The sequence below is a fragment of the Mucilaginibacter sp. NFR10 genome (assembly GCF_900100445.1).
Classification (GTDB): domain Bacteria; phylum Bacteroidota; class Bacteroidia; order Sphingobacteriales; family Sphingobacteriaceae; genus Mucilaginibacter; species Mucilaginibacter rubeus.
Genome location: NZ_FMTV01000007.1, coordinates 255,619 through 281,554, shown reverse-complemented (window position 1 = coordinate 281,554; position 25,936 = coordinate 255,619). Strand labels below are relative to the sequence as shown.

The 25,936-nt window shown below is 42.2% G+C and carries 14 protein-coding genes; 10 read left to right on the top strand and 4 right to left on the bottom strand.

What is annotated here, in order from left to right:
* Positions 1 to 15: 15 nt before the first annotated feature.
* The 7 genes from BLP33_RS22095 to BLP33_RS22065 all read left to right on the top strand — a co-directional run bounded on the left by BLP33_RS22095 (position 16) and on the right by BLP33_RS22065 (position 10,522).
* On the top strand, positions 16 to 2,172 hold the full coding sequence (locus BLP33_RS22095) for a glycoside hydrolase family 3 C-terminal domain-containing protein (RefSeq protein WP_090533409.1): 2,157 nt from the start codon (positions 16 to 18) through the stop codon (positions 2,170 to 2,172).
* Between the two features lie 13 nt (positions 2,173 to 2,185).
* Positions 2,186 to 4,594, top strand: a complete 2,409-nt coding sequence (locus tag BLP33_RS22090; RefSeq protein WP_090533197.1) for a glycoside hydrolase family 2 TIM barrel-domain containing protein — start codon at positions 2,186 to 2,188, stop codon at positions 4,592 to 4,594.
* Between the two features lie 85 nt (positions 4,595 to 4,679).
* Complete coding sequence (locus BLP33_RS22085; RefSeq protein WP_254780222.1) at positions 4,680 to 6,716, top strand: beta-galactosidase; 2,037 nt, start codon at positions 4,680 to 4,682, stop codon at positions 6,714 to 6,716.
* Positions 6,717 to 6,748: 32 nt separating this feature from the next.
* The gene (locus BLP33_RS22080) at positions 6,749 to 8,260 is read left to right on the top strand and encodes an alpha-L-fucosidase (protein WP_217633209.1); all 1,512 of its coding nucleotides are present in this window, start codon (positions 6,749 to 6,751) and stop codon (positions 8,258 to 8,260) included.
* A 334-nt stretch (positions 8,261 to 8,594) separates the two neighbouring features.
* A complete protein-coding gene (locus BLP33_RS22075) occupies positions 8,595 to 9,176 on the top strand; it encodes a Crp/Fnr family transcriptional regulator (RefSeq protein ID WP_090533193.1) in 582 nt (193 codons plus the stop codon).
* A 104-nt stretch (positions 9,177 to 9,280) separates the two neighbouring features.
* Complete coding sequence (locus tag BLP33_RS22070; RefSeq protein WP_090533191.1) at positions 9,281 to 10,120, top strand: MBL fold metallo-hydrolase; 840 nt, start codon at positions 9,281 to 9,283, stop codon at positions 10,118 to 10,120.
* A 12-nt stretch (positions 10,121 to 10,132) separates the two neighbouring features.
* A complete protein-coding gene (locus BLP33_RS22065; protein ID WP_090533189.1) occupies positions 10,133 to 10,522 on the top strand; it encodes a nuclear transport factor 2 family protein in 390 nt (129 codons plus the stop codon).
* Between the two features lie 89 nt (positions 10,523 to 10,611).
* On the opposite strand, the gene BLP33_RS22060 is transcribed toward BLP33_RS22065, so the two are convergent.
* From BLP33_RS22060 to BLP33_RS22045, 4 genes are all read right to left on the bottom strand, one after another.
* Positions 10,612 to 12,078, bottom strand: a complete 1,467-nt coding sequence (locus BLP33_RS22060) for a cellulase family glycosylhydrolase (RefSeq protein WP_090533188.1) — start codon at positions 12,076 to 12,078, stop codon at positions 10,612 to 10,614.
* Positions 12,079 to 12,454: 376 nt separating this feature from the next.
* Entirely contained in the window at positions 12,455 to 13,663 is a 1,209-nt protein-coding gene (locus BLP33_RS22055) for a glycan-binding surface protein (RefSeq protein ID WP_090533186.1), read from the bottom strand.
* Positions 13,664 to 13,697: 34 nt separating this feature from the next.
* Complete coding sequence (locus BLP33_RS22050; protein ID WP_090533184.1) at positions 13,698 to 15,314, bottom strand: RagB/SusD family nutrient uptake outer membrane protein; 1,617 nt, start codon at positions 15,312 to 15,314, stop codon at positions 13,698 to 13,700.
* 11 nt (positions 15,315 to 15,325) lie between these two features.
* Complete coding sequence (locus tag BLP33_RS22045; RefSeq protein ID WP_090533182.1) at positions 15,326 to 18,487, bottom strand: SusC/RagA family TonB-linked outer membrane protein; 3,162 nt, start codon at positions 18,485 to 18,487, stop codon at positions 15,326 to 15,328.
* Positions 18,488 to 19,303: 816 nt separating this feature from the next.
* Here BLP33_RS22045 and BLP33_RS22040 point away from each other — a divergent pair.
* From BLP33_RS22040 to BLP33_RS22030, 3 genes are all read left to right on the top strand, one after another.
* Positions 19,304 to 20,887 carry a GH39 family glycosyl hydrolase gene (locus BLP33_RS22040; RefSeq protein ID WP_090533180.1) on the top strand — a complete coding sequence of 528 codons (1,584 nt, stop codon included), beginning with the start codon at positions 19,304 to 19,306 and terminating at the stop codon, positions 20,885 to 20,887.
* 778 nt (positions 20,888 to 21,665) lie between these two features.
* A complete protein-coding gene (locus tag BLP33_RS22035; RefSeq protein WP_090533179.1) occupies positions 21,666 to 23,360 on the top strand; it encodes a cellulase family glycosylhydrolase in 1,695 nt (564 codons plus the stop codon).
* Positions 23,361 to 23,525: 165 nt separating this feature from the next.
* On the top strand, positions 23,526 to 25,904 hold the full coding sequence (locus BLP33_RS22030) for a glycoside hydrolase family 127 protein (RefSeq protein WP_229701682.1): 2,379 nt from the start codon (positions 23,526 to 23,528) through the stop codon (positions 25,902 to 25,904).
* The last annotated feature ends 32 nt before the right edge of the window (positions 25,905 to 25,936 follow it).

Here is a 25,936-nt window from a genome sequence, read left to right as displayed (position 1 = left end):
GAAGAAATAATGTTTATGAAATATATAATTACCTGTATTATCGCGCTTTTTTTGTTTAGTGGCGTATCCGCACAAAACAAAAATGAGGCAGCCCTGAAATTAAAGATCAATAGTATCATCAAAAAGATGACACTTGAAGAGAAAATAGAAATGTTGCATGGCAACGCTTTGTTTTCTTCGGCAGGTGTGCCCCGTTTAGGTATCCCTGAATTGACATGTGATGATGGGCCATTAGGCGTGCGCGAAGAAATAAAACGTTTTGACTGGGCTTCGGCTAACTGGACAACCGATTCGGCTACGTTTTTACCCAATGGTTCGGCAATAGCTGCTACCTGGAACCCTATAATGGCCAATAAATACGGTGTGGTGATAGGAGAGGAAGCGAATGCCCGTAAAAAAAATGTGATGCTTGCGCCTGCGTTTAACATCTGCAGGATGCCCATTTGCGGCCGTACTTATGAATATTACTCAGAAGACCCCTATTTAAATAGCCAATTGGCCATTCAATCGGTAAAAGGGATTCAAAGTCAGCATGTGGCGGCCTGTATTAAACATTTTGCCGCCAATAATCAGGAGCTTAACCGCGATAGTGTAAATACAATGGTTGATGAAAGGGCTTTGCAGGAAATCTATTTCCCTGCTTTTAAAGCTGCCGTTCAGCAGGGCAATGCTTATACCGTTATGTCGGCTTATAATAAGTTAAATGGTTATTGGTGTTCTGAAAATGGGTATTTATTAAACAAAGTTTTAAAAGGAGACTGGGGCTTTAAAGGCGTAGTTATGTCTGACTGGGCAGGCACGCATCATACTGTCGCGGCAGCAAACAACGGTCTGGATATTGAAATGGGTTCAAGCGGACCTTATGATCAATGGTATCTGGCCAAACCATTGCTTGCCGCTGTTAAAGCCGGTCAAGTTTCAGTAAAAACTATTGACGATAAAGTGGGCAGGATTTTATGGCTCATGTACCATACATCTATGAGTACCAACCATCTAAAAGGCGCTATCGCAACACCGGAGCACACTAAAGCCGCCTATGATATCGCCTCAGAATCCATAGTTCTGTTGAAAAACGATAAACAATTATTGCCGTTAAAAACAAGTGGGATCAAACGCATCGCTGTTATAGGGGATAATGCCGTACGTACTTTCGCGTTAGGAGGATATGGCGCGGGTGTAAAGGCTAAATATGAGGTTACCGCATTAGCGGGGATAAAATCAAGGTTCGGTAAAACCGCCGATATCAGGTTTGCACAGGGTTACAGGGCAAAGTACCAGGCGAGTAAAACTGCTGAACAAAATGGTGACTATAATAAACCTGATCAGGACCTGATTAATGAAGCCGTAGCGCTTGCAAAGAGCAGTGATGTTGCCATTTTGTGTATTGGTTCAAACCGTGAATATGAAAGTGAAGCCCATGATCGCAAAAGCCTGGAACTGCCTTTTGGCGAGCAGGCTTTGGTTAACGCCGTAAGTGCCGTTAATCCCAATACCATTATTGTAGTAATGGCTGGCGCGCCATTTGACCTGAACGAAGTCAAGAAGTTAAATCACACTATTGTTTGGTCATGGTTTAACGGCTCAGAAGCCGGCAATGCGCTGGCCGATGTGTTGAAGGGAACTATAAACCCATCGGGTAAGCTGCCGTTTACCTTTCCTGCTTCGTTAAATGATTCACCGGCATTTAATTTGAACACCTATCCAGGCGATAATTTCACAGCCGAATATAAAGAAGGAATATTGGTTGGTTATCGCTGGTACGATACTAAAAATATAGTGCCGCTGTTCCCATTTGGTTATGGCCTTTCCTATACTGATTTTTCAATCAGCAAGCTTTCTACAGATAAATCAAGTTATAAAATAGACGAAATAATTCATGCGAAGTTTACGATCAAAAATACAGGTGAAAGAAGTGGTGCCGAAGTTGTGCAATTGTATGTGAATGATCCGGCTTGTTCGGTACAGCGCCCTGAAAAAGAGCTCAAAGCCTTTAAAAAGGTATTTTTAAAGGCCGGCGAAAAAAAGACGATAGAAATGCAGGTGAAAGTTGCAGATCTGGCATTTTATGATGAAGCAAAAAAAGGTTGGAACACTGAAGCCGGCGAATACGTTCTTGAATTAGGTAATTCATCCCGTAATATTATCCTCAAAACAAAAATTGCAGTTAAATAAGCATATTACTTTTATGAAAAAAATAACAATAGTCATCTTGCTTTTGGCTTATAGTGTTCTAAGTTTTGCCCAATCTTCGGTTGGCTCCGGGCGAAAACATTTGTTTGATTACAATTGGAAATTTAGCCTGGGCGATGATTCGTTGGCACGGTTACGGGATTTTAATGATAATGCCTGGCGTAACCTTGACTTGCCGCATGATTGGAGCATTGAAGGGAGCGTAAGCCTCAAAAATCCAACAGGAGGTGCAGGTGGTTATTTCCCGGCAGGTATTGGCTGGTACAGAAAAACGTTCAAGGTAGCCCCTGAGTGGAAAGGAAAAAACGTTTCGGTTTATTTTGAGGGCGTTTACATGAACTCGGAGGTTTTTATCAATGGTAAATCCCTTGGTATCCGACCTTATGGTTATTCATCATTTAGGTATGATCTTTCGCCTTACCTGGATTTTAACAAAGACAATGTGATAGCCGTACGTGTGGATAATTCACAGCAAATAAATAGCAGGTGGTATAGTGGTTCCGGGATATACCGCCATGTGTGGATGGATGTTACCAATCCCTTGCACATAGCCGATTGGGGAGTAGCTATCACAACACCCGAAGTTTCTTCAAAACAAGCTTCTGTACAGGTTAAGGCTACTGTAAAAAATGAAACCGACTTTCCGCAGCACATCGCAGTTGCCACCCGGTTGCTGTCCGGAAGCTTTAAAGATGCGGGAAATAATACAACAAAGGTAGAGTTACCGGCACACAGCGAAAAAGAGGTTACTCAAATTATAAAAGTATCGAAGCCATTATTATGGACACCGGAAACCCCTCATTTATATCAGGCTCAAACCCAGGTATTAAAAGGTGATGAAAAAATAGATGAGACAAAGACCACTTTGGGCATCCGCTCAATAAAGTTTACGCCGGAAAATGGTTTCCAGCTTAATGGTAAAACGGTGAAGATTAGCGGCGGATGTGTCCATCATGACAACGGCTGCCTTGGCTCCGCTGCTTTTGACCGGGCCGAAGAACGTAAGGTTGAGTTGATGAAAGCTGCCGGTTTTAACGCCGTGCGCACATCTCATAATCCACCGTCCGAAGCTTTTTTAGAAGCGTGCGACAGATTAGGTTTGTTAGTTATTGATGAGGCTTTCGATGGCTGGAGGGTTGGTAAAAACAAACACGACTATTCGGTATATTTTGATAAATGGTCGAAAATTGATCTTGAAACAATGGTGCTTCGCGACAGGAACCATCCGTCAATTTTTATGTGGAGTATTGGTAATGAGGTTGTTGAAAGGAACAAACCGGAGGCTGTTACGACCGCTAAAATGCTTGCGGGCACTGTGAAAGGTATAGACAAAACACGACCGGTAACATCCGCGATTGTAAAATGGGGTAACGACTGGGAATCTTTAGATCCGCTTATGGCAGCTCACGATGTTTGCGGTTATAATTATCAACTGCAGGGTGCTCCCGCAGATCATAAAAGGGTGCCCTCCCGTGTTATTTTTCAGACTGAATCATACCCGCGGGATGCTTTTGCCAATTGGAAGCTGGTACAAAACAACAATTATATCATTGGTGATTTTGTATGGACAGCGATAGATTACTTAGGCGAATCGGGAATTGGCCGCTGGTATTATTCGGGCGATGTGCCCGGGGAGCATTGGGAAAACGATTTCTTTCCGTGGCATGGCGCGTATTGCGGAGATATAGATTTAACCGGATGGAGAAAGCCGATATCGCACTACCGCAGCATGCTGTACAACGATAAGGAAAAGTTGTATATGGCTGTCCGCGAACCAAAGCCCGAACCACTGGAAATCAAAGAAACCTGGTGGTCGGTATGGCCTACATGGGAAAGCTGGACATGGCCAGGCTTTGAGGGCAGAAAATTAGACGTAGACGTATATTCCAAATATCCCAAAGTAAGACTTTACTTCAATGACAAACTTCTCGGCGAAAAGTCTACAACAGTAAATCAGGAGTTTAAAGCTACTTTCTCGGTACCCTATACGCCAGGGACCCTCAAAGCAGTGGGCGTTGAAAATGATAAAGAAATTGAATCAACTACGCTGCAAACCTCAGGTTCCGCTGCTAAAATCAGGCTCATTGCCAACCGTAGGCAGCTATTGCCGAATGGGCAGGACCTATCCTATGTTTCAATTGAAATCACTGATAAGGATGGCGTACTACAACCAAACGCATCAGATCGACTTCAATTTAAAATTGAAGGGCCTGGTGTAATAGCCGGAGTGGATAATGCGAATGTCAAGGACACCGACCCATATATAGGCAATTCGCGCAAAGCCTGGCATGGCCGGGCCATGGTGGTAATCAGGAGCACTCATAATGCCGGCGATATTAAGCTTACCGTTAGTTCGGCAAGTTTATCCGAAGCAACCATAACTGTTAAAGCACTCACACATTGACCCGGTGGAAATGTGCAACAAATAGGAGGTTATAAAAAGAGTTAACATGAATGCCCGGCTATATTGTGGCTAAAATTAATATAATATGAGAAGAATGAAATACATTCCAATTCTGCTTTTGCTGCTATTTACCTTACGGTTAAACGCTCAGCAACTGTTTGTTGGAACCAACTATCACCCGCATGATGATAAGAATATAGAAAAATGGAAAAGTGATATTCAACTGATGAAGAACGCCGGTTTCAGGGTTGTAAGAATGGGGCATTTGGCTTGGGATAGCTACGAACCTTCTGAAGGGAACTTTGATTTCAAATGGTTCGATACCGTAATGGATTTGATGGATAAAGCCGGTATCAAGGTAATTTTGGATATCGCCATACGTCCGGCCCCCATCTGGTTGCAGCATAAAATTCCTTCCATAAATGTCACCGATGCCTCGGGCAACAGGTTATATCCTAACCACCGGTATATGGAGGATATTGGCGACCCTGAATATCAAAAGTATGCTGTAAGATATACCGATGTGCTTTCAAAGAGATATGGTCATCATCCGGCTTTGCTTGCTTTTGGCATTGATAACGAGTCGGGAGACGGGCCGATATCTTATTCGGAACAGGCCCGGTTACGGTTTATTGAATGGTTGAAACAGAAATATAAAACCATAGCGCAATTGAATATTGCATGGGCAGGTCAGCGTTGGTCGCGAAAAATTAATGAGTTTGATGAGGTTGGCTTACCGGCATCGGGCAATGTCAGCGGGCCGCCGGAAAGAGTATTGGATTTCCGCCGGTTTGAATCAGATGAGATCAATGAATTTCTGCTGAAGGTGATTGATAAAGTGAACACTAATGCCCCCAAAGCATTTGTTAATACAAACGCGTGGTATTACAGCGATAAGCGTTATTTTGATTATTCACAAATTGCTTATTCAGGAAAAATGACACGAGAAGGCTGCGGTTTTTACCCTGGAAACTCGTTGGTGAATAATTACGGATTGATGGATGCCTCATTTGGAATCGCCAGGATCCAATTTGAGAGTACAAATCCCTTTTGGTGTACAGAATTTACAACAATGACAGCGGTTCCAAACTCCATCAGAAAATCAGCTTACGCTTCACTGATGTACGGTAATCAAATGGTTTGCGGCTGGACCTGGCAAAGCATGCATGGCGGTGAAGAGCAATACCTGGAAGGCATGATGGACTGGGACGGCGGAGTAAACCGGAAATATGACGAATACAAGCAGATAGCATCCGAGTTTAAGAAAATCGAAAAGTTTTTTCCTTATAAAGTTAAGGCAGATGTGGGTTTGGCATTTTCTTTCCCAAGCCAAACAGCAAGCAGCGCCTTTCCCGAAAGGCACGATGCACAGTTAGCCGAATGCTTTAATGTTTTTTTTAGAAAGAACATAGATACGCGGGTGGTTGAAATTACCAAAAGCCCGCTAAACTATAAATTATTGGTAATCCCGGGTGTTACGGTTATGGACACAGTAACCGCAAGAAAGATCAGGGAGTTTATTTATAACGGCAGCACTGTCATCATGACGGCCAACTCCGCGGTTACAAATGAAACAGGAAAGGTTTTTTCTGCAACTCATCCGGGTTTGTTAAGCGATGTTTTCGGTATCCGTGTTTCCGGGTATGAAGAAACCGAAAATTTTAACGAGATCTCGCCAAAAAATTTTAAAAACAAGGATATAGAGGTTGGTTTCGGTTCTAAGAACATTAAAACTGAATCAGCCCGTTTTGATGTCATTCATCCGCAGGGTGCAAAAGTGCTTGGCAGCATAACCAGTTTAGATAAAAGCTACCCGGTTATAACTACAAACAAATATGGCAGGGGCACTGCTATATACCTTGGGCTCCCGGCTAAATCCGCATTAATAGATCCTTTAATTGATAGCCTTACTGATTCGTTTTCATTGAAGCAAGGCCCTGAAGTACCGGAAGGGGTTATGGCGAGATTTATTGACAGTAAGCATATACTTTATTTAAATTTAACCAGTAAGCCGCAGACTATCGACCCCAAACACGCATCTAAAAGTATATTGTTTGATAAAGACTATGCCGGAAGTTTTTCGCTTGCGCCGTATGAGCCCGAATTTATCGAACTGCGATAGATTTTTCTGTTTACATATAAATACCTGAAAAAATGATAACTAACCTTAAAAAGATTTTCGCGCTTAGCTTCGTCCTGTCCGGGATGTCGTTGATGCTGCGCGGACAAGAGCTGTCCGTTAACAATGGCCCGTTCAAGCCTTCGGATACTTCTTTTAAACAATACCAGTATCCTGCGTGGTTCAGAGATGCCAAGTTTGGTATCTGGGCGCATTGGGGGCCGCAAGCCGTGCCCCGCCAGGGTGATTGGTATGCCCGTAACATGTATATTCAGGGCAGCGAACAAAATAAATATCACGTTGCACATTACGGGCATCCGTCAAAGTTTGGTTATAAAGACATCATACCATTATGGAAGGCTGAAAAATGGGATCCGGCGAAATTGATGGCGCTATATAAAAAAGCCGGGGCAAAATATTTTGTTAGCATGGGCACTCATCATGATAATTTCTTTTTATGGAACTCTTCACTGCACCGGTGGAATGCCGTACAAATGGGCCCCCATAAAGATGTGGTTGGCATTTGGCAGAAGGAAGCTAAGAAGAACGGTCTTAAATTTGGCGTGTCGGAGCATTTGGGCGCAAGCTATACCTGGTACCAGCCTTCACATAATGCCGATACCTCCGGTGCTTACAAGGGTGTTCCATACGATGCGAATGATCCAGCTTATGCTGACTTATATCACCCGAAAGCGAAAGCCGATGATCGCGACTGGTATACTACAGATCCTGAATGGCAGCGTACCTGGTATAAATCTATTAAAGAACTGGTAGATACTTATCACCCCGACCTGCTTTATTCAGATGGCGGCTTCCCGTTTGGGGATATTGGCCGTGACATGTTAGCTAATTTTTACAACGGAAATGTCGCCTACAACAATGGGCAGCTCACCGCTGTGTATAATTGCAAGCAACCTTCGCAGGGTATGTGGGTACAGGATCTTGAACGGGGCGTTCAGGATTCAATCAGCCCGTATCCATGGCAAACGGATACTTCTATAGGTGATTGGTTTTATCGTACCGGCCAAACCTACAAAAGCGGAACTGATATTATAAGAATGCTGGTAGACATAGTAAGTAAAAATGGTAACCTGCTGATAAACATTGTGCAAACACCCGAGGGGGATTTAGAGCCCGATATGTTGAATACACTTGATGAGATAGGCAAATGGACGGCTGCTAATGGCGAAGGGATCTACGGATCACGACCATGGAAAAAATTTGGAGAACGCCCGGAAAACGCAGTGAAAGTTAAATCCGATAACTTTAATGAAGACCGGATGAAATACACTGCTGAAGATATCCGTTTCACCAGCAATGGCAATAAGTTATATGCATTTCTGCTTGACACCCCCACCGCGGATATTCGAATCAAATCGCTTGGTAAATCGTCGGTAATAAACATCAAAAAAATACGCTCCGTGAAACTTTTGGGCAGCAAAGAAAAAATACAATGGCAGCAGGTAGCGGATGCACTTGTTATCAAAAAGCCCGTAAACTTGCCCGACTGGAAGGTATCAGGTTTTAGGATTGAGCTTGCTGATTAAGGGAAATCGGCTTAAGATAAATAAATTAAAAGACAGGCCCTTTTGCTTCAACAGGAGGGCCTGTCTTTTTCTGGAGACTAAAAGGAAGCTGCGTGCAATTCCTGCAATGATAAACTTCGATCTACTATTTTCGCTACGTTAAAGCAATCGATGAGCAGCTCTTTACCATATTTATTTTTATAAAAATCAAACCGCGTTATCTGTAAATTAATAGAAGATTTGTTAATTTAAAAATGTATTTGAAGATGGAAAAGTAAATATCAGGTGTATAAAGGTTGTCATATAATATGCTTTGACTTAGCTTTCTCCTGTGCTGTGTTATTAATTATATTCTATGAACCAACTACTGCGTAATAACATCGCCAGGCACGTTTCGCTCAGCGAAGATCAACTGCAACAGTTTCATGATCTTTTTGAACCCCGGTTGTTTAAGAAAAAAAGCTATTTTCTATCAGAAGGACAAATTTGTGCTCATGAAGGTTTTGTGCTGAAAGGACTTTTTCGTGTTTACCATGTGGACGCAAAAGGTGTTGAGCAAGTTCTTTATTTTGCGCCCGAAGATTGGTGGATTGCTGATATAGACAGTTTTTCTAACCAAAAACCGTCAAATTTATTTATTGAAGCTTTGGAAGATAGTGAAGTCCTGGTCATTTCCCGGAAAAACAAGGACCTCGCTTATGAGCATTTCCCTGCCATTGAGAAGCTGTTCCGTATCATGACGCAGAAAACGCATGTAGCCTTGCAGCGCAGGATGATCGATAATTTGAGTAAAACGGCCGATAAACGATACCAGGATTTTTTAGCGAAGTACCCGGATTTATACAACCGGTTATCCAACAGGCAAATAGCGGCATACCTGGGGATTAGTCATGAGTTTTTGAGCAAAATCCGTAATAAACTGGCAAAGGAGAAGTAGCTGTATTTTTGCGTTTGTTGAACTTGTTCAATGTTTTTCGTTTTAGCCATGGGTACCTTTGTTTATTCTATTAATTAACAAGGTTTAACAAAAGGTTTTTAACTATGGAAACGCAGGCACCGCAATTTAAACAATTTCAATCAGGCAATCTTACACTTGATGTATTTATTGCAGCAGAAACCAGTTTTGGCGTAACATCAACAATTATTTCGGGGAAGACGGAAGCAATACTCATCGATGCCCAGTTTACCCTGGCCGAGGCGGAAGTTGTTGCGGAGCATATCAAAAACTCGGGTAAGAAATTATCTTTAATTTATATCAGTTATGCCGATCCCGACTTTTATTTTGGATTAGAGGTCTTCAAACGGTACTTTCCTGAAGTCACAGTTTATGCAAATGATACAACTATTGAACATATTAAAGCAACCTCGCAAAAAAAGCTTGACGTTTGGGGAGGCCGCCTTGGCAATGCCCTTACCAAAAATGTGGTATTGCCGCAATTGCTAAAGGATGGTTCATTTGAATTGGATGACGAAAAAATTGAAATATACGGACTTGAAGAGTTCCCTTCGAGGTCTTTTGTATGGATCCCTTCTATAAAAGCTGTAATAGGGGGCATTAATATTTTTGGCAGCAATTTCAACCTATGGACAGCCGACGCACAAACGCCCGATGCCCGCGGTAAATGGATTGCTATCCTGGATAAGATTACTGCTCTGGCACCATCTATTGTAATTCCTGCCCATACTGATCAGTATTTCGCTTTCGATACTGCGTCAGTGTCCCACACTAAAAACTACCTTTTATTTTACGAAGAAGCCCTGAAAGCAAATAAAACATCAGCGGAGTTGATTGCTGCTATAAAAAACCATTATCCCGATCTTAAGTTTGATATAGCACTTCAGATTGGAGCTAAAGTAAATACAGGCGAAATGAAATGGTAAACATTAAAAGCAATGACAAATCTTGAAATTGTAAAGAGCACTTACGAAGGCAAATCTTCGGAAGAGAATGGTAAAAACCTTCAAAAATTTCTCGCACCTGATGCTGTTTGGACAGAGGCCGAGGGATTTCCTCTCGCCGGCACTTATATAGGTTTTGAAGCGATTGCTCAAAATGTATTTTACCGCCTGGCTACCGAGTGGATCGATTATAAGTTTACGCCGGAGGATTATGTTGCTGACGGCGATAAAGTAGTTGCCTTTGGTACCTATAGCGGCACCTATAAAGAAACAAACAAATTTTTTAAAGCGCGCGTGGCGCATCTATGGCAATTGGAAAACGACAGCATAATATCTTTTGAACAATTTGTAGATAGTAAAACGGTTAATGACGCAACAAAATGAATAATCAATAATGAGCTCAGTTGAGTTCATTATTGATTAGATGGCGACAAAAAAATACCCGGGGTCAGTGGAAGCCCCGGGCGTTTTTTTTAATTTGCGCCTTGCTTAATAGCGGTTATCGTCCGCTGATCTTTTACGGTATAATTTCTTCTATCCAGGGCACCGCCTGTATCCCAGTAAAATGGCAGCATGCCACGTGTTTTCGCTTGTTTTGTAACATAAAAATTCCAATAGTCTACCGCATCCTCGTGTGTCGGTAAATCTAAAGGGACATGCGCAGTATTGTCACGCCTGTAGGCACCATATTCGCCTAAAAGAACAGGAATCCCTTTATCAACGAAGTTTGTTTTCATTAGGTTGAATGAGGCATCGACATCACTTTCTTCGCCCCAGGTGGCATTTCGTTCAGGTTCAATAGCCGAGTGGTGCCCTGTGCCCCAATAATAAAACATTTTACCCCAGCTTGCATCATTGTCCAGCAGGCAGCAGAACTGAAATGGAGAGTAGTAATGTACTTCTACCATCAGCTTGTTTGTCACCTGATCTTGCGGAAGAGTGGTCATGAAATCACTCGTTTTCTCCATATTAGTAGAAGGGCCCTGAAGCACCAATACACGATAGGCGTTTTTACCACCGGTTGATCTAACTGCGTTAATGAAGGTTTGATGATAGGTAGAAAGTATCGCCGTTGCCGCAGCATCATCTGCAGCGGGCTCATTGGCACTGGCAAACATCAGGTGTTCATCAAAATCGCGCATAGCTGTTGCAATTTGTTCCCATAATGCCTTTTGTTTGGCATTAACTGAATCTTGTTTGGCTTGGGTAATGTTATTTTCAAGCCAGCCACCATCCCAATGGATGTTAAGCAAAACGTACATGTCATTGCTTACGCAATACCCTACTACTTCTTTTACCCTTTTTATCCAGTTTGGATCTATTTGCGCAGTTGCCGGGTTACTTAAATGGCCCATGTTCCAGGCGCAGGGAAGGCGTATAGCATTAAAGCCTTGCTGTTTTACAAATTTTACATAATCTTCAGTGATTAGCGGATTGCCCCAGCCCGTTTCGCCGCCAGAAGCTTCCAGTGTATTGCCGATATTCCAACCCAATTTTATTTTCGCGGCAAGCTGAACAGCGTTACTGCTCATCCCGGTTGCATCAGGAGCTATTGGCGATGTATTGTAGTTAGGAAAAAGGTTAGATGTTTGAGATACTTTTAAGGTTCGTGCCTGTCCGTTTGAGGAGTTTATGGTCAAGGTACTGGAACGTGTTGATCCTGTACCGTTTTCTGATAACGTTTTGATATGAATGACGATACTGCCGCTGTTGCCCGAGGTGGTGCTTAACTGCAGCCAGGTAGAGCCTGAATTAACGATATTCCATGTTGCATTACAGGAAATAGAAAAATCCTGCGTACCGCCCTGAGGTGTAAAAGTTATTGCTGTTTGGTTTACGGTAAGTTCCGGCGGTGCATTATTCGTTTTTTTACACGAAAAAAACGAAATCAATACGATTGCTATTAAAAATACTGGTTTTAAGAAAAATGTTTTTTTCATTTTTTAACTGGTTGGTAATAAATTCTTTGTTTGTTTTTGCATGCGATTATTGGGTTAGGTAAGTATTGGAACAATTATGATATGGTCATTTGATGTATGCGGAATAGTTTTTAAATTTCATACCGCACATAACATTGTTAGCTTATGTCGTTAAAAAATGCCGGGGCCCTGCTACAACCCCAGGCATTCACTTATTCAACTAACTTTTACTTTTTAATTTAAACTGCTGTCAGGTTATGAACAGTTATATTAAATTCTTTACCGGAGTTTTCTCCGTATCTCAGCTTTCAGAGTTTTATATCCAGGCATCAGCTAAAAAAATGCCGGAGCCTGTTAAGACCCCGCGCATTCATTTATAATCAACTAACTCTCTCGTTTATTTAATTCTTGCTACCCTGATATTATCAATAGCCACCTCAAAAGTTTGGATTGTGTTTGAACTGTCATTGATAAATTGGAATTCGATGCCGCCAGCACCGGTTGAACCAAGAAAATCTGTAAGTGTTGCGGCAGGGAAACCTTTGTCGTTTATAAAACTTGAAAACGGAATAGTAACTGTTTGCCAGCCTTTTGTAGTAAACGCGACTTTTGAACCGGAAGCTGTATTCCACGGGCGATAAAGCGCCGTGTAACTTCCATAATCTTTTAGAATTTTGATTGAACCGTCTGTCCATGGCTTAGTCACCGATATTTCAAACTTTACGGCATAATGGCTTAAGGTATCTGTTAAGTTAGCTTTAGGCACCCATTGTGCCGGGTTTATATTAATTGAATGACCGTCAGTCCACCAGGCTCCGTCGCCCGCAGAAACATTAGATGCTTTCATTATCCCATAATAGCCAGTGTTGCCAGGGTAGCCGGCAGAATTATCGGATGTACCAGATCCCCACGAAAAATTATTTATATTATCATAATTGTTTAATACACCGGTTACAAAATCGTGCACATTGTAAGTAGTCGTAACTTTCCCCGATTTGGTGGATACTGTTACCGGCCCTTTGGTTAAGCCGGCAGGTACTGCCAGGCTGATGAACGTACCGTCATTTGATGCTTTATAGCTGGTTATGTCAATGCCGCCATAATTAACACTTTTAACAAAGAAAAAGCTAAGGCCGTTTATTTTAACCGAATCACCAGGATTAGCGTCTTCATTAGAAATTCCCGAGATGGTAGGGGCGGGGGGAACAATAGGGAACGAAAACGTGGTTTGACCGTGATTGGTTATGTATTGTATGGTATTCAGTTTATCTGAAGGTATTGTTGGGAACGCGATAACTGCCGGGATCAGGGCAATAGCGCTGGTATCAGAAAACCAGGCATCATTGAACGAGCCTTTTACGCCATCGAAATTGATAGCAAGTGCACCTTTTAAATTTTTACCTGAAATAACTATCCATTGGCCTGTACCCACGCTGCTTAAAAGCGAATCGCCGGGATGGGCCACATAATTACGGATAGAGGTAATTACCGGGGTCCCTTTTGATGATGACGAATTATCCTTTTTGCAGCCAGACTGCATACAAACCACTGCAGCAAGCAGGGCAACCAGCAGGCAGCTTTTGATATAATAATTTAATTTTTTCATGATTTTAAGAATTATCAAATGATTCAGAATACTACTAATAATAAGGTACAGGCGCCTCCAATAACTTAGGATCTGCTGTTTGCTCATTTGCCGGTATAGGCAGTGTAAATGTATTTGCGCTTGGCGGGGTTATGATCAGGCTGTTATTTGAAGCTGTTTTAATTCCGGTGGCCGGATCATAGCTAAATTGTGACCGGGGTATATATCTCTTGTTAGGATCCGGATTATCAGTAGGGGTAGTTTGCAAATGAAGTATCTTAATCGCTTCCTGTGGATCGTAATAAGAAAGACGAACAAGATCAAACCAGTACTGGCCTTCGAATGCAAGTTCAATCCGTCTTTCTTTCCTGATAATATCAGGAGTTAGGACGGTGACAATATCAACACCGGCCCTGCTGCGTACCTGGTTAAAGTAAAGTAATGCATCGGCGTTTGTTGTAGATGCGTTGTTGCCTAATAGGGCTTCGGCATAAATTAAGTACACATCGGCAAGGCGTAATACCGCATTATGCTCGATAGATGACCAAAGGTCCATAGTTGGTGAGTTATTATCAGCGGCGGTACCAACAATGTGTTTTTTGACGTTTACGCCGGTTGCCGTGTAACCTCCGCCTGCCGCGTTAAGCTCCCGGTATTTGTCGCCGGTAAGCATAAATGTGGCTTTACGGCGTACCGAGTCCTGAGTAGTATATTGGTTTGCAAGATCTATTGTTGGGCCAATCGCCCCGCCCCAGCCGCCCCCGCCTGTAACGATGCTGCCGCTTGGTGCAAATTGGGCTTGTATGGAATTACCTTGCCCGTAAGGTACGCCAGGCGCCCACTGATAGGCAAATAGTGATTCAGAATTGTCATTATACTGGGTCCTGAAAAGATTGTAGTAGCTTGGTAAAAGGCTTAAACCGCTGCTTTTGCAAACATTCCCGGCGTAGTACGCAGCACTGTCCAGATCAGACTGATTACGTGAGCCTTTTTGATTTAAACCGGCTCTGCTTAAATAAACTTTTGCCAGCATACCCTGGGCCGACCACGTAGTAACACGGCCAGGCTGGTCAGTTCGCGGTAAATTGGCAACGGCATATCTTAAATCATTGATAATAAACTTATATACATCCTCAAGCTTATGGCGAGGTACCAATGGGTTAGCTATCAACTTGTCGTTATCTTCTATAATTGGCACAGCGCCCCATAGCTGGGCAAGATAAAGATAAGAAGTAGCACGTATAAACCTGATTTCACCAAGAGCGCCTGTTTTACTTTTTACGGCTACGCTATCGGGCATTTTGGTATTAATGGCTTTAATATTGATATTGCAATGCGCTATAACGTTAAAAAAGCTTTGCCATGCCGATGTTAGCGTTCCGTTTTGCGGCGTGATGGAAAAGGTAGTAAGCTGAACAAGATCGCCATTATACGGCTGTAACATGTTGCCGCTCATGATATCTCCGATACCGAGCAATGGAAAGTTATTCCAGGTAGCCCAGGGCTGCGCGTAAAGTGTAGCTGTGGCCAATCTTAAATCCGAACCGCTTTTATAAAAATTATCAGTAGTGATACCGGTTAGAGGGGGGCGGGTAAGGTAATCTTTTTTGCAGCTGCTTATCATAATTATACCGATAACCAGCAAGACTATATTTATTTTAATACGTTTCATAAATCTTGATTTTAATTGTTTAGGGATAAATTGAGGCCAAATGTGTAAACACGCGGCTGAGCGTAATATCCATTATCGATACCGGCTGCTAATGGGTTCCATGAGCCAATCTCAGGATCGTAGCCGGTGTATTTGGTAATGGTGAACACATTGGTTACGTTGACATATACCCTCAATGATTTTAATTTAATCTTATTTAAAAGGTTATTTGAAAAACTATATCCTAAAGCGATGCTTTTGCACTTTAAAAACGACCCGTTTTCTATGTATTTGTCAGAGAAACGCTGGTTATCATTACCGCTTGCCTGGCTAATACGCGTAATGTTTGTAGATGGGTTTGTAATGTATACGTTATTAATATCCGAACTTGAACCGGTCGATTTAATCAACCCGATTTTTGCATAGTTAAACACAGATGGGAAATAACCAAAGTTTTGATTTGGATTATCGCCGTTAACTTTTAACTGGTTATAAACTTTATTGCCATAATTGCCGGCCATAAAAATATTCAGGTCGAAATTTTTATAGCTAAAGCTGTTATTGATGCCAAATTGAAATTTAGGCATGGGCGAGCCCAGAAAGGTTTGATCGTTTGCATCAATTTTACCATCTCCGTTAATGTCTTTAAAAATAACATCACCTACCCAAACACCACCTGAGCCTGGCGTTATAGGTATAGGACCGCTGCCATTTTGGGGCAAGGCGGTGTATTTTGCAAAGTCGGCGGCGTTTTTGTAAATACCCAGCACCTGGTATCCGTAAAATTCGCCGATTGAACGGCCAACAACAGTTTTGGAAACAGATCCGTAGATTGCCGGGGTGCCGTCAACCAATGCAAGTACTTTGTTAATATTTCGGGTAAAGTTGATGTTGGTGCTCCAGTTAAAATATTTTGACCGGATATTTTGTGTATTAAGTGAAAATTCGAAGCCCTTATTGCTTACCGCGCCAACGTTTACATATGGCGCCTGCACTGCGCCGGGTGAATATCCGCCGGCGGCAAATGTGCCTGAATAATACGGTAAGGTAAGGCTAAGCAAAAGGTTGTTGGTTTTGCGGTAATAAACATCTGCCGTTAAACTGATCCTGCCGTTTAACACAGTTGCATCCAAACCAAGGTTATATGATTTTGTAGTTTCCCACTTGATGTTCGGGTTACCAGTTGTAGTAGTTATTTGCGAATTACCCGATAAACCGGTGGATATTGTACTTAGAGTTGAACCATAAGCATATTCAGCAATATTTTGATTGTTTACCAATCCGTAACCGAGCCTAAGCTTAAGATCATTAATCGTTTTTACACTTTTAAGAAAGCTTTCGTGGTTAATCTTCCAGGCAAGGGCACCTGAGTATGTGGTATTCCACCGGTTGGCTTCAGCAAATTTCGACGAACCGTCATGACGTACGGTTGCGGTTAACAAATAGCGGTCGTCATAAGTAAAGTTAGCCCGGCCAAAATAGGCCTCTAAAGCGCCTTGTCCTTTAACACCGGTATTGGTTGCAGTTGTGGCGTCGCCGCTGCTGATTGTTTGTACGTTATTACTTGCAAAATTGGTTCGGGTAGCCGATATGCCGCTATTTTTAAGCAACTGGGCTTCATGGCCGGCCACTACGTTTACCCAATATTTTTTTGCAAATGTGTGCTGGTAGGTTAAATAATTCGAGATTGAGTTATAGAAATTTTGCGCGCTTGAAGCAGTACCACTGTTATTGCTCTTGGTGTAAGCGCCCATAACATAGCTTGGGTTAAAATAATCTTCAGTTGCAAAGTCAAAATTTCCGGCAACCTCATTGCGCAAGGTTAAATCCCTGGTGAATTGGATTTCTGCATAGGCATTACTAAACAACTGGTAGCGGCTTTTAAAATCTTTTACAATAGTTGCTATCGCAAACGGGTTAGTGCCCACCGCACCATAAATATTGGGATCATTACCACCCCATGTGCCATCAGGATTTTTTACAGCTACGTCGGGCGTTTGATTAAGCGCCTGCAAGATCACACCTGTATTGGAAGTGGTAACATTTTCGGCCACATGCGCCATATTCAAGTTGATACCAACCTTTAACCAATCGGTGGTTTTATTATCGATATTTGCTTTTACCGAAGTCCTTTTAAAATCTGAGCCTAACGCTATCCCTGTTTGTGAAAAATAGGTGCCTGATATATAATATTTTGTCCTGTTATCACCACCGCTGATGGCTAAATTATGGTTTTGCATAGGTGCTGTACGGAATAGCGCTTTTTGCCAGTTAGTACCAGCACCCAGGTATTGCGGATTTGCAAATTGCGGCCGCATGTCATAACCGATAATTGCCGATTTTTCGTTCATGAAAGTAGCATACTGCCTTAAATCCATTACATCATAATATTTCGGCAATTTCTGCCAGCCCTGGTAGCCATCATAACTAATAAGCGGCGGGCCCGCGGTACCTCTTTTAGTGGTGATAATTATCACACCGTTAGATGCCTGCGAACCATAAATAGCGGTAGCTGAAGCGTCTTTTAACACATCTATCGAAGCTATATCTGAAGGGTTGATGCTGGATAAGGGGTTGGTGCCATTACCGGGAATGGCCGATTGCCCATTCGGCGGGATCTGTACGCCGTCGATTACATATAGCGGAGGAGCACCTGTAAAACCACCCAAACCGCGGATCTGCACGTTAACATCACCACCGGGCTGGCCTGATACCTGTTGTACAACTACACCCGCTACCCTTCCCTGTAAGGCCTGGTCAAATGTGGTAGGTTGTGCTTTTAATAGGTCTGCCGCTGTTACTGATGATATAGCACCGGTAAGGTCATGTCTTTTCCTGGTACCATAACCAATTACAACAACTTCGTTCAAGTCGCTGGTTGCTGGTTTGAGAGCTACGTTTATAACTGTAGATGAGCTTACGTATATTTGCTGGGAATTGTAGCTTATAAAGCTAAAAATCAGCACATCCCCATTTTTTGCATTGATACTGTAGCTGCCATCCGCACCAGATAATGTGCCTGTTGGCGAATCCTTTACTTTAATGGTTACACCGGGCAGCGGCTGATTATTGTCTGCACTGGTAATTTTACCTGTAATTTTAACACTTTGTGCGTAACCTGTAAGGTTTAACAACAACAAAGTTGTAAACAGCAGTACTACATGTCTTAATCTTTTTCGTAAATCTTTTTCCATGTTAATTGGGGTTCATAATTGTTTGGTTATTTGGTTTGTTTATTTGATTGGTTTCGGACATTGATTTATCCTGTCATATTCACATTTGACGCTGTGGAACTGGAGTCGGGGACAGCATCGGTATGTTTACACAGAAGTATACCGATGTAATGCGGACGGGATATTTACAATAAATCCTGAATTGATTTTTTTAATGGGCTGCCTCGTGAATGGCACAGGCATTAATAAGTACGCGTTTTGGCATAATGCTTAGTTTAAATTAGGTATTATAAAATTGGTTATCTCATCTGTCCCTTTGTTCAGGCATCAGACTACGGCATCGGTATAGAAGATATGCCGCTTTATGGAGGATGAAATTAGATGACAAATCGCAATCGATTGTTTACAAATGGGGGTACAAATGTTAATTGAAATTAACTAATTGATTATGAGTTGATTAAACTTATTTTCGTCAATGATAGAAGGCGAAATGCCATTGCAGAGCCGACAATATTCTCAAAAAAAGTAAAAGAGAGGCGTTTAAGAACAGCTATTGACATTGAAATTTGAAGGTGAAATCGCCGAAAAGTGCTAATAAATGCGAAAATAATACCAACTTTAAAACTTGTTGGAGAGACCGGCGCGGGTTATTGCAGACTCCATCATTTGAAAATTAACATTTGTATCCCTATTTACCAACAATAAGGAGCGTGGTGCAACATAAATTTGCCGCCTCTGATATAATATTGTTTGGCTTCGTTTATCGCTGCGTACTAATATTGTATCCCACGTAATAATTATCAGACAAGTCTTGTAAACAGAGATATAAAAATCAATATGAAAATCTTACCCATTATTTTAGGAAGCCTGTTTTTTAGTAACGTTTTTGCTCAGGGTAACAGCCCGGAAAAAGCAAATCAAGCTAAAAGGGTTATTAACATCGATTTTAAAAAAGAAAAAGGACGTTTTAATACGTCATTTAATTTATGTGTAGGAGCAGGGCGTGCAAATGAAGGCTTGCGGGCCGACTGGCAGCAACAATTGGCCACTGTACAAAAGGAATGTGGTTTTAAATATATCAGGATGCATGGCCTGCTTACAGACGATATGGCTGTTTACCGGGAAGACAGGAATGGTAAGCCGGAATATAATTACCAATACGTTGACGCTTTATATGATTATATTTTAAGTATAGGCATGAAACCGTTTGTTGAACTGGGGTTTATGCCGGGAGCGCTGGCAAGTGGTAATAAAACAATTTTTTGGTGGAGAGGAAATGTAACACCCCCGAAAGACTATAGTAAATGGGAAGGTTTGATCCGTAACCTTACCCGGCATTTTACCGAGCGGTATGGAATTGACGAAGTAAAAAAATGGTATTTTGAAGTTTGGAATGAGCCGAACCTCAAAGATGGTTTTTGGACCGGTTCGCAAGATGACTATTTTAAATTGTATCAATACAGTGCGAAAGCGATAAAAAGTGTAAACCCAGCCTATAAAGTAGGAGGGCCGGCTACTGCCGGTGCGGCATGGGTACCTGACTTGATAGATTTTTGCAGCAAAAATTCAGTTCCTATTGATTTTATAAGTACCCATGCTTATGGTGTAAAACAAGGCTTTTTGGACGAGTACGGTTCAACCGGTACCGTACTTGACAAAAACAAAGGAAGCGTTAGCGGTGATGTTCGGAATTCACGCAAGCAAATAGAAAACTCCACAATTCCGGGCCTCGAGTTACATTATACTGAATGGAGCTCATCTTATACTCCGTCAGATCCCATACACGATAGCTATCACGAAGCTGCATATATACTTGAAAAATTGAAGCAAACCGGATCTGCAGCCAATTCCATGTCTTACTGGACGTTCACTGACATCTTTGAAGAAGCCGGACCACGGTTTACGCCATTCCACGGAGGTTTCGGTTTACTCAATACTCAGGGGATAAAGAAGCCGGCTTTTTTTGCCTATTCTTTTTTAAACAAATTGGGTGAAACGGAAATAACAGATCAGGATAGCTCCTCCTGGGCTTGTAAAAATAAAAAAGGGGATGTTCAGGTGTTGCTTTGGGATTACACTTATACTTTGCCTGATTCTGTCAATAACCAGGCTTACTATGTCCGCGACCTACCTGCTAAATCAAAAGGAGAGGTTGAGTTGGTAATATCCGGTATGCCCAGCGGCAAATATCGGATGGAAATCTATAAAACGGGATATAAGGTAAATGATCCATACACCACGTACCTGTCTTTCAATAAACCTGATCAACTGACAAAAGCACAGGTTGACAAGCTAAAAAAGGAAAATAGTGGTGCAGCCATCTGGCATGAGGATATTACAGTAAATGCATCAGGTAAGGTGTTAAAGCATCTTCCTGTCAGGGAAAACGATGTTGCTTTCATCAATATAGTTAAACTTTAGTAAGCCTTCAGTTAGCTCATTTTAATACATCAGCAGGTGATACTTTTAAATGAGTACACCTGCTGATGTATTCCTGGTATGGGTTGTTATTTAATTTGCAAAGCTAAGCCTCTTACAGTCTTCTTTTCATTTTCGGCAGTTCAATTAAGCTGCACGCATATTTATTTGCCTGCTGGTGAGCAACATTTATTACTCTATATTTTATAAATATCTTACGAGTACTTCAAATAATATTCAGGGCTTCTTTTTTTTCGTTGACGACCTGATTTGAAAAATTACCACTGCCGTTAATAAAGTAATGGAAGTATAAAACTCGAAATTTTGTAGCGGCGAGCCTACAGACATGGTCGCGGCTGTCTTTTCTATCTTGCTAATCATTTAAAGAAGGTTGAGGTATTAATGATATTACTAAATTAATATTATTTACAACTTAAAGGAGTAAAACGAATTGGTTTTGTTTAAATTACTTCAGTAAGGCCTTAATCTTAGTTGATAATAATTTTCGTTACATTTTATCTTGGATTATACCTATAGTATTCAAGATTATAGTCACTAGCACTGTATTTTCTTTTAAATTAAACATTCGGTACCCTATTTATTCACTTTTGTGGCCTTACCGGCCTATATATTTGGCTCCCAAACCAATAGCCCAAGAGTGGCTTTAACCAAAAAATAACCTGCAACTGATTTAAAACAGAAGCGCAATCGCTAAAAGAGCGTTTGTTTATGCGCACTGTTTAATTGTTCTTTTTTGCTATGAATCAATTAATATTTAAATATGAGAACACTAAACTATTTATTTGGGGTAGCCGCGATTTTATTGCTTACCCGTTGCCAAAAGCAAAAAATTGCCAGCCCGGTTGTTAAGCCGCCTGTTTCCAAAGCAGTTAAAACATTGGCTATAACCAGTTATCCAAATTACAATACGTCGCCTCTTGCGCCTGATCAAACAGGGGTAAACAGTACTGCCGCCCAGCTTGCAGCAAAGTTCCAATTGGGGTGGAATATTGGTAATACACTCGAAGCATCAGGCAGCGAAACAGCCTGGGGTAACCCTTTGGTAACCCAGGCACTTATTGATAAAGTTAAGCAAGCTGGTTTTACCGCAGTTCGTATCCCCTGCGATTGGGATCAGTATTCTAACCAAACCACGGGGCAAATTCAGCAATCATGGCTCAACAGGGTGCAACAGGTTGTTCAATATTGCGTTAAAGACGGTTTGTATGTGATACTAAATATACATTGGGACGGCGGGTGGCTGGAGAACAATTGTACCACCGCCGCACAGGCCGCTGTTAACGCCAAACAAAAAGCTTTTTGGGAGCAAATAGCCACGCAAATGCGTGGTTTTGACGAGCATGTGATTTTTGCCAGCGCCAATGAACCCAATGTATCAGATGCTACCGGGATGAGTGTGCTGCTTTCATATCATCAAACATTTGTTAACGCGGTCAGATCAACCGGGGGGCATAACAGTTACAGGGTGCTGCTTGTGCAAGGGCCAAGTACTAATATTGATGGCACCAACACTTTGATGAATACGCTTCCAACTGATCCGGCAAGCAACCGTTTAATGGTTGAAGTACATTATTATGATCCGGCTCAGTTTTGTTTTTTGACATCGGATGCAAGCTGGGGTAATATGTTCTATTATTGGGGCAGCGGGTATCATTCTACAACCGATGCTTCACGAAATGCTACCTGGGGTGAAGAGTCGTATATGACTTCAGAACTTTCGTTGATGAAAACAAAGTTTGTTGATAAGGGCATTCCTGTTATGTTGGGAGAATATGCAGTAAACCGCAGATTAGGTCTTACCGGCGATGCGTTAAACCTGCAACTTGCAAGCAGAGGTTATTACCTCAATTATTTTGTCCACCAGGCATTACAATATGGATTAAAACCATTTTATTTTGATTCAGGTGGTACGGACTCAACCAATCCGGGTCGGATTTTTAACAGGCAGAACAACAGCGTTTACGATCAGCAAGGTTTAGCCGCCATTTTGCAGGGAGCGCAAAATAATACCTCTTCAATAATTCAGGTTGGCCAGGTTTACCAGATTTACAGCAGAAACAGTTTTAAAGCCCTGGAATTTGCGGGCTGGGGAACTGCCAATCAAACACAGGCCGATCAGTGGGACTATTTAGCAGGGGCAAACCAGCAATTTAAAGTAGAAGACGCGGGAGGCGGTTATTACAGGCTTACTCCAATGCATGCAACCGGAAAATGCCTCGAAGTTTATGGTTTGAACACAGCTGACGGAGGACAGGTAGACCTGTGGGATTACTATGGCGGCGCAAATCAAAAATGGTCAATTCAGCTAACAGACAATGGATATTATAAAATCATCAATGCCAATAGTGGGAAAGCTTTGGATGTTAACGGGGCTTCGCTTAATAACGGTGTAGCTGCTGTTCAATGGACCTATTCTGGCGGGCGTAACCAGCAATGGGGCTTTGTGAAAATATAATGTAACCCTTAAGAAAACTTATATCTTTTTCTTTCTTCACAAAAAGCATGAAAGATGCGCCGCGATATAAGCGGTAGTTGATATTTAAAAATGAACAATAATGTAAAGGCCTTCAAATTAGCGATTTGAAGGCCTTTTATCTTTTTATTGTTGTTTTAACACTTAATGATGTATCTTGCCGATGAAAACCCAATTATGAAACGCATCGCTTTTTTATTGATTTTTAGTCCGTTTTTGCTGTGGGCGCAACAAAAGCAGGTTGTCAAAAGCTTTCCTCTACAGGATGTCAGGCTATTACCGGGGATTTTTAAAGAACAGGAGCAGACAGACCTCAACTATATGCTTGCCCTGCAGCCCGACCGCCTGCTTGCACCTTTTAGGAGGGAGGCGGGGCTGCCACAAAAAGCTAAAAGTTATACAAATTGGGAAAATTCGGGCCTGGATGGACATATCGGTGGCCACTATCTTTCTGCCCTGGCTATGATGTATGCTTCTACCGGTGATAACCGTATGCGCCAGCGCCTTGATTACATGATCAATGAGCTTAAATTGTGCCAGGACAAAAACGGTGACGGATATTTGGGTGGCGTGCCTGGAAGCCGCGAACTTTGGCCCCAGGTAATGAAGGGTGATTTTACAGATTTCAATAAGAAATGGGTGCCTTTTTATAATATTCATAAAGTATTTGCCGGGCTGCGCGATGCATGGCTGTATGAAAATAATCAAACAGCAAAAGTCATGCTGATTAAACTGGCAGACTGGTTTTACAATATCAGTACTGCACTTAGCCAGTCACAAATGCAGCAGCTGCTTGGGAATGAGCACGGAGGTGTCAATGAGGTACTGGCAGATGTATACGGGATCACCGGCGAAAAGAAATACCTTGACGCGGCCTACAGTTTCTCTCACCAGGCTCTCCTTCAGCCGCTTGAAAAAGGTCAGGATAAACTGGATAATTTACATGCAAATACGCAGATCCCCAAAGTGATAGGTTTTAAGCGGATTGCTGATTACAACGGTGATACCGCCTACAATTGTGCTGCGGTATTCTTTTGGCAAACCGTGGTACATCATCGGTCGGTAGCAACAGGTGGTAACAGCGTAAGGGAACATTTTAACCCCGCTACAGATTTCTCAACCATGATCTCCAGTGTAGAAGGACCCGAAACATGCAATACCTATAACATGCTTAAGCTTACCGAAGATCTGTACAGGTCAGATCCGGATATTGCCTATATCGATTATTACGAACGGGCGTTGTATAATCATATCCTTACAACCCAGCGGCCGGAGAAGGGCGGTTTTGTTTACTTTACACCGATGCGCCCCGGGCATTACAGGGTGTACTCCCAGCCACAAACAAGCATGTGGTGTTGCGTTGGCTCCGGTATGGAAAATCATTCAAAGTATGGTGAAATGATCTACAGCCATTCAGATAACGAGCTATATGTTAATCTGTTTATTCCGTCTCAGCTTATATGGAAGCAAAAGGGCTTGCAACTTAAGCAGGAAACCGTGTTCCCCGACAAGGAAACAACTACGCTGAAGATTTTGAAGACTGGCAATAGTGCATACGGGATAAACATCAGGTATCCATCATGGGTAAAAACCGGTGCACTTTCAATTAACATCAATGGCCGGCCTGTTCAGGTTACAGCGCAGCCGTCATCATATGCGCAGTTAAAAAGAAAATGGCGGAAAGGAGATATCATCACCGTCCAATTACCGATGCAGACGACGACGGAGAAACTTCCCGACAGCTCCAATTATGAAGCCGTATTGCATGGCCCGATCGTGCTTGCTTCAGTGATTGATACAATTGCCCAAAAAGGCCGTGAGGCCGATGACAGCAGGATGGGCCATGTTGCTGCGGGCAACCTGTATAAGCTTACAGATATGCCGGTTTTTGTAAGCGATTCTGCTAATGATGCCCCCATGATAGTTGGTGATAAAAATAAACCGATGTCCTTTACTGCCGGGCGACTAATATACCCGATTAAATACCGAAACCTGAAGCTGGTGCCGTTTTATAAGATACAGGATGCCCGTTATGTAGTGTACTGGCGAAAAGAATCGGCCAAAGGCTTTGACGAATTGCAGGCTAAGTTAGCGGAGGAGGACATGAAGGAAGCAAAACTGGCTGCCAATACTATCGATTTGGTAACTCCGGGTGAGCAACAGCCTGAGTCAGATCATTTCATGGAAAAAGAGAATTCTTTTGCCGGCGTTAATTTCAATAGGCACTTCAGGGCTGCAACGGGTTCGTTCGGCTATAAGCTCACCGATAAAAATAAAGCTGCAAAGAAAATTAGTATCACATATTTTGGAATTGAAAGGAACCATAAGTTTTCTATCCTTATCAATGAACAGGAATTGGCCAGAGTTGACTTGAAGGATGGTAAACGTGACGCTTTCTATACCGTGGAATATGATTTGCCAGCAGATTTGAAATACAACGCAGACCAAAGTCTCCGGATAAAATTCCAGGCGGATAAGGGTGCAATGGCCGGGCCTGTTTATGAAATACGACTTTTGAATAATTGAGGGCTTAAAGCCATTCCAAGTCGTTGCAATAA

Bases quoted from the DNA above. Each gene is read 5' to 3' on its own strand.
- BLP33_RS22095 (WP_090533409.1), top strand. From the start codon at position 16: ATGAAATATATAATTACCTGTATTATCGCGCTTTTTTTGTTTAGTGGC.
- BLP33_RS22090 (WP_090533197.1), top strand. From the start codon at position 2,186: ATGAAAAAAATAACAATAGTCATCTTGCTTTTGGCTTATAGTGTTCTA.
- BLP33_RS22085 (WP_254780222.1), top strand. From the start codon at position 4,680: ATGAGAAGAATGAAATACATTCCAATTCTGCTTTTGCTGCTATTTACC.
- BLP33_RS22080 (WP_217633209.1), top strand. From the start codon at position 6,749: ATGATAACTAACCTTAAAAAGATTTTCGCGCTTAGCTTCGTCCTGTCC.
- BLP33_RS22075 (WP_090533193.1), top strand. From the start codon at position 8,595: ATGAACCAACTACTGCGTAATAACATCGCCAGGCACGTTTCGCTCAGC.
- BLP33_RS22070 (WP_090533191.1), top strand. From the start codon at position 9,281: ATGGAAACGCAGGCACCGCAATTTAAACAATTTCAATCAGGCAATCTT.
- BLP33_RS22065 (WP_090533189.1), top strand. From the start codon at position 10,133: ATGACAAATCTTGAAATTGTAAAGAGCACTTACGAAGGCAAATCTTCG.
- BLP33_RS22060 (WP_090533188.1), bottom strand. From the start codon at position 12,078: ATGAAAAAAACATTTTTCTTAAAACCAGTATTTTTAATAGCAATCGTA.
- BLP33_RS22055 (WP_090533186.1), bottom strand. From the start codon at position 13,663: ATGAAAAAATTAAATTATTATATCAAAAGCTGCCTGCTGGTTGCCCTG.
- BLP33_RS22050 (WP_090533184.1), bottom strand. From the start codon at position 15,314: ATGAAACGTATTAAAATAAATATAGTCTTGCTGGTTATCGGTATAATT.
- BLP33_RS22045 (WP_090533182.1), bottom strand. From the start codon at position 18,487: ATGGAAAAAGATTTACGAAAAAGATTAAGACATGTAGTACTGCTGTTT.
- BLP33_RS22040 (WP_090533180.1), top strand. From the start codon at position 19,304: ATGAAAATCTTACCCATTATTTTAGGAAGCCTGTTTTTTAGTAACGTT.
- BLP33_RS22035 (WP_090533179.1), top strand. From the start codon at position 21,666: ATGAGAACACTAAACTATTTATTTGGGGTAGCCGCGATTTTATTGCTT.
- BLP33_RS22030 (WP_229701682.1), top strand. From the start codon at position 23,526: ATGATGTATCTTGCCGATGAAAACCCAATTATGAAACGCATCGCTTTT.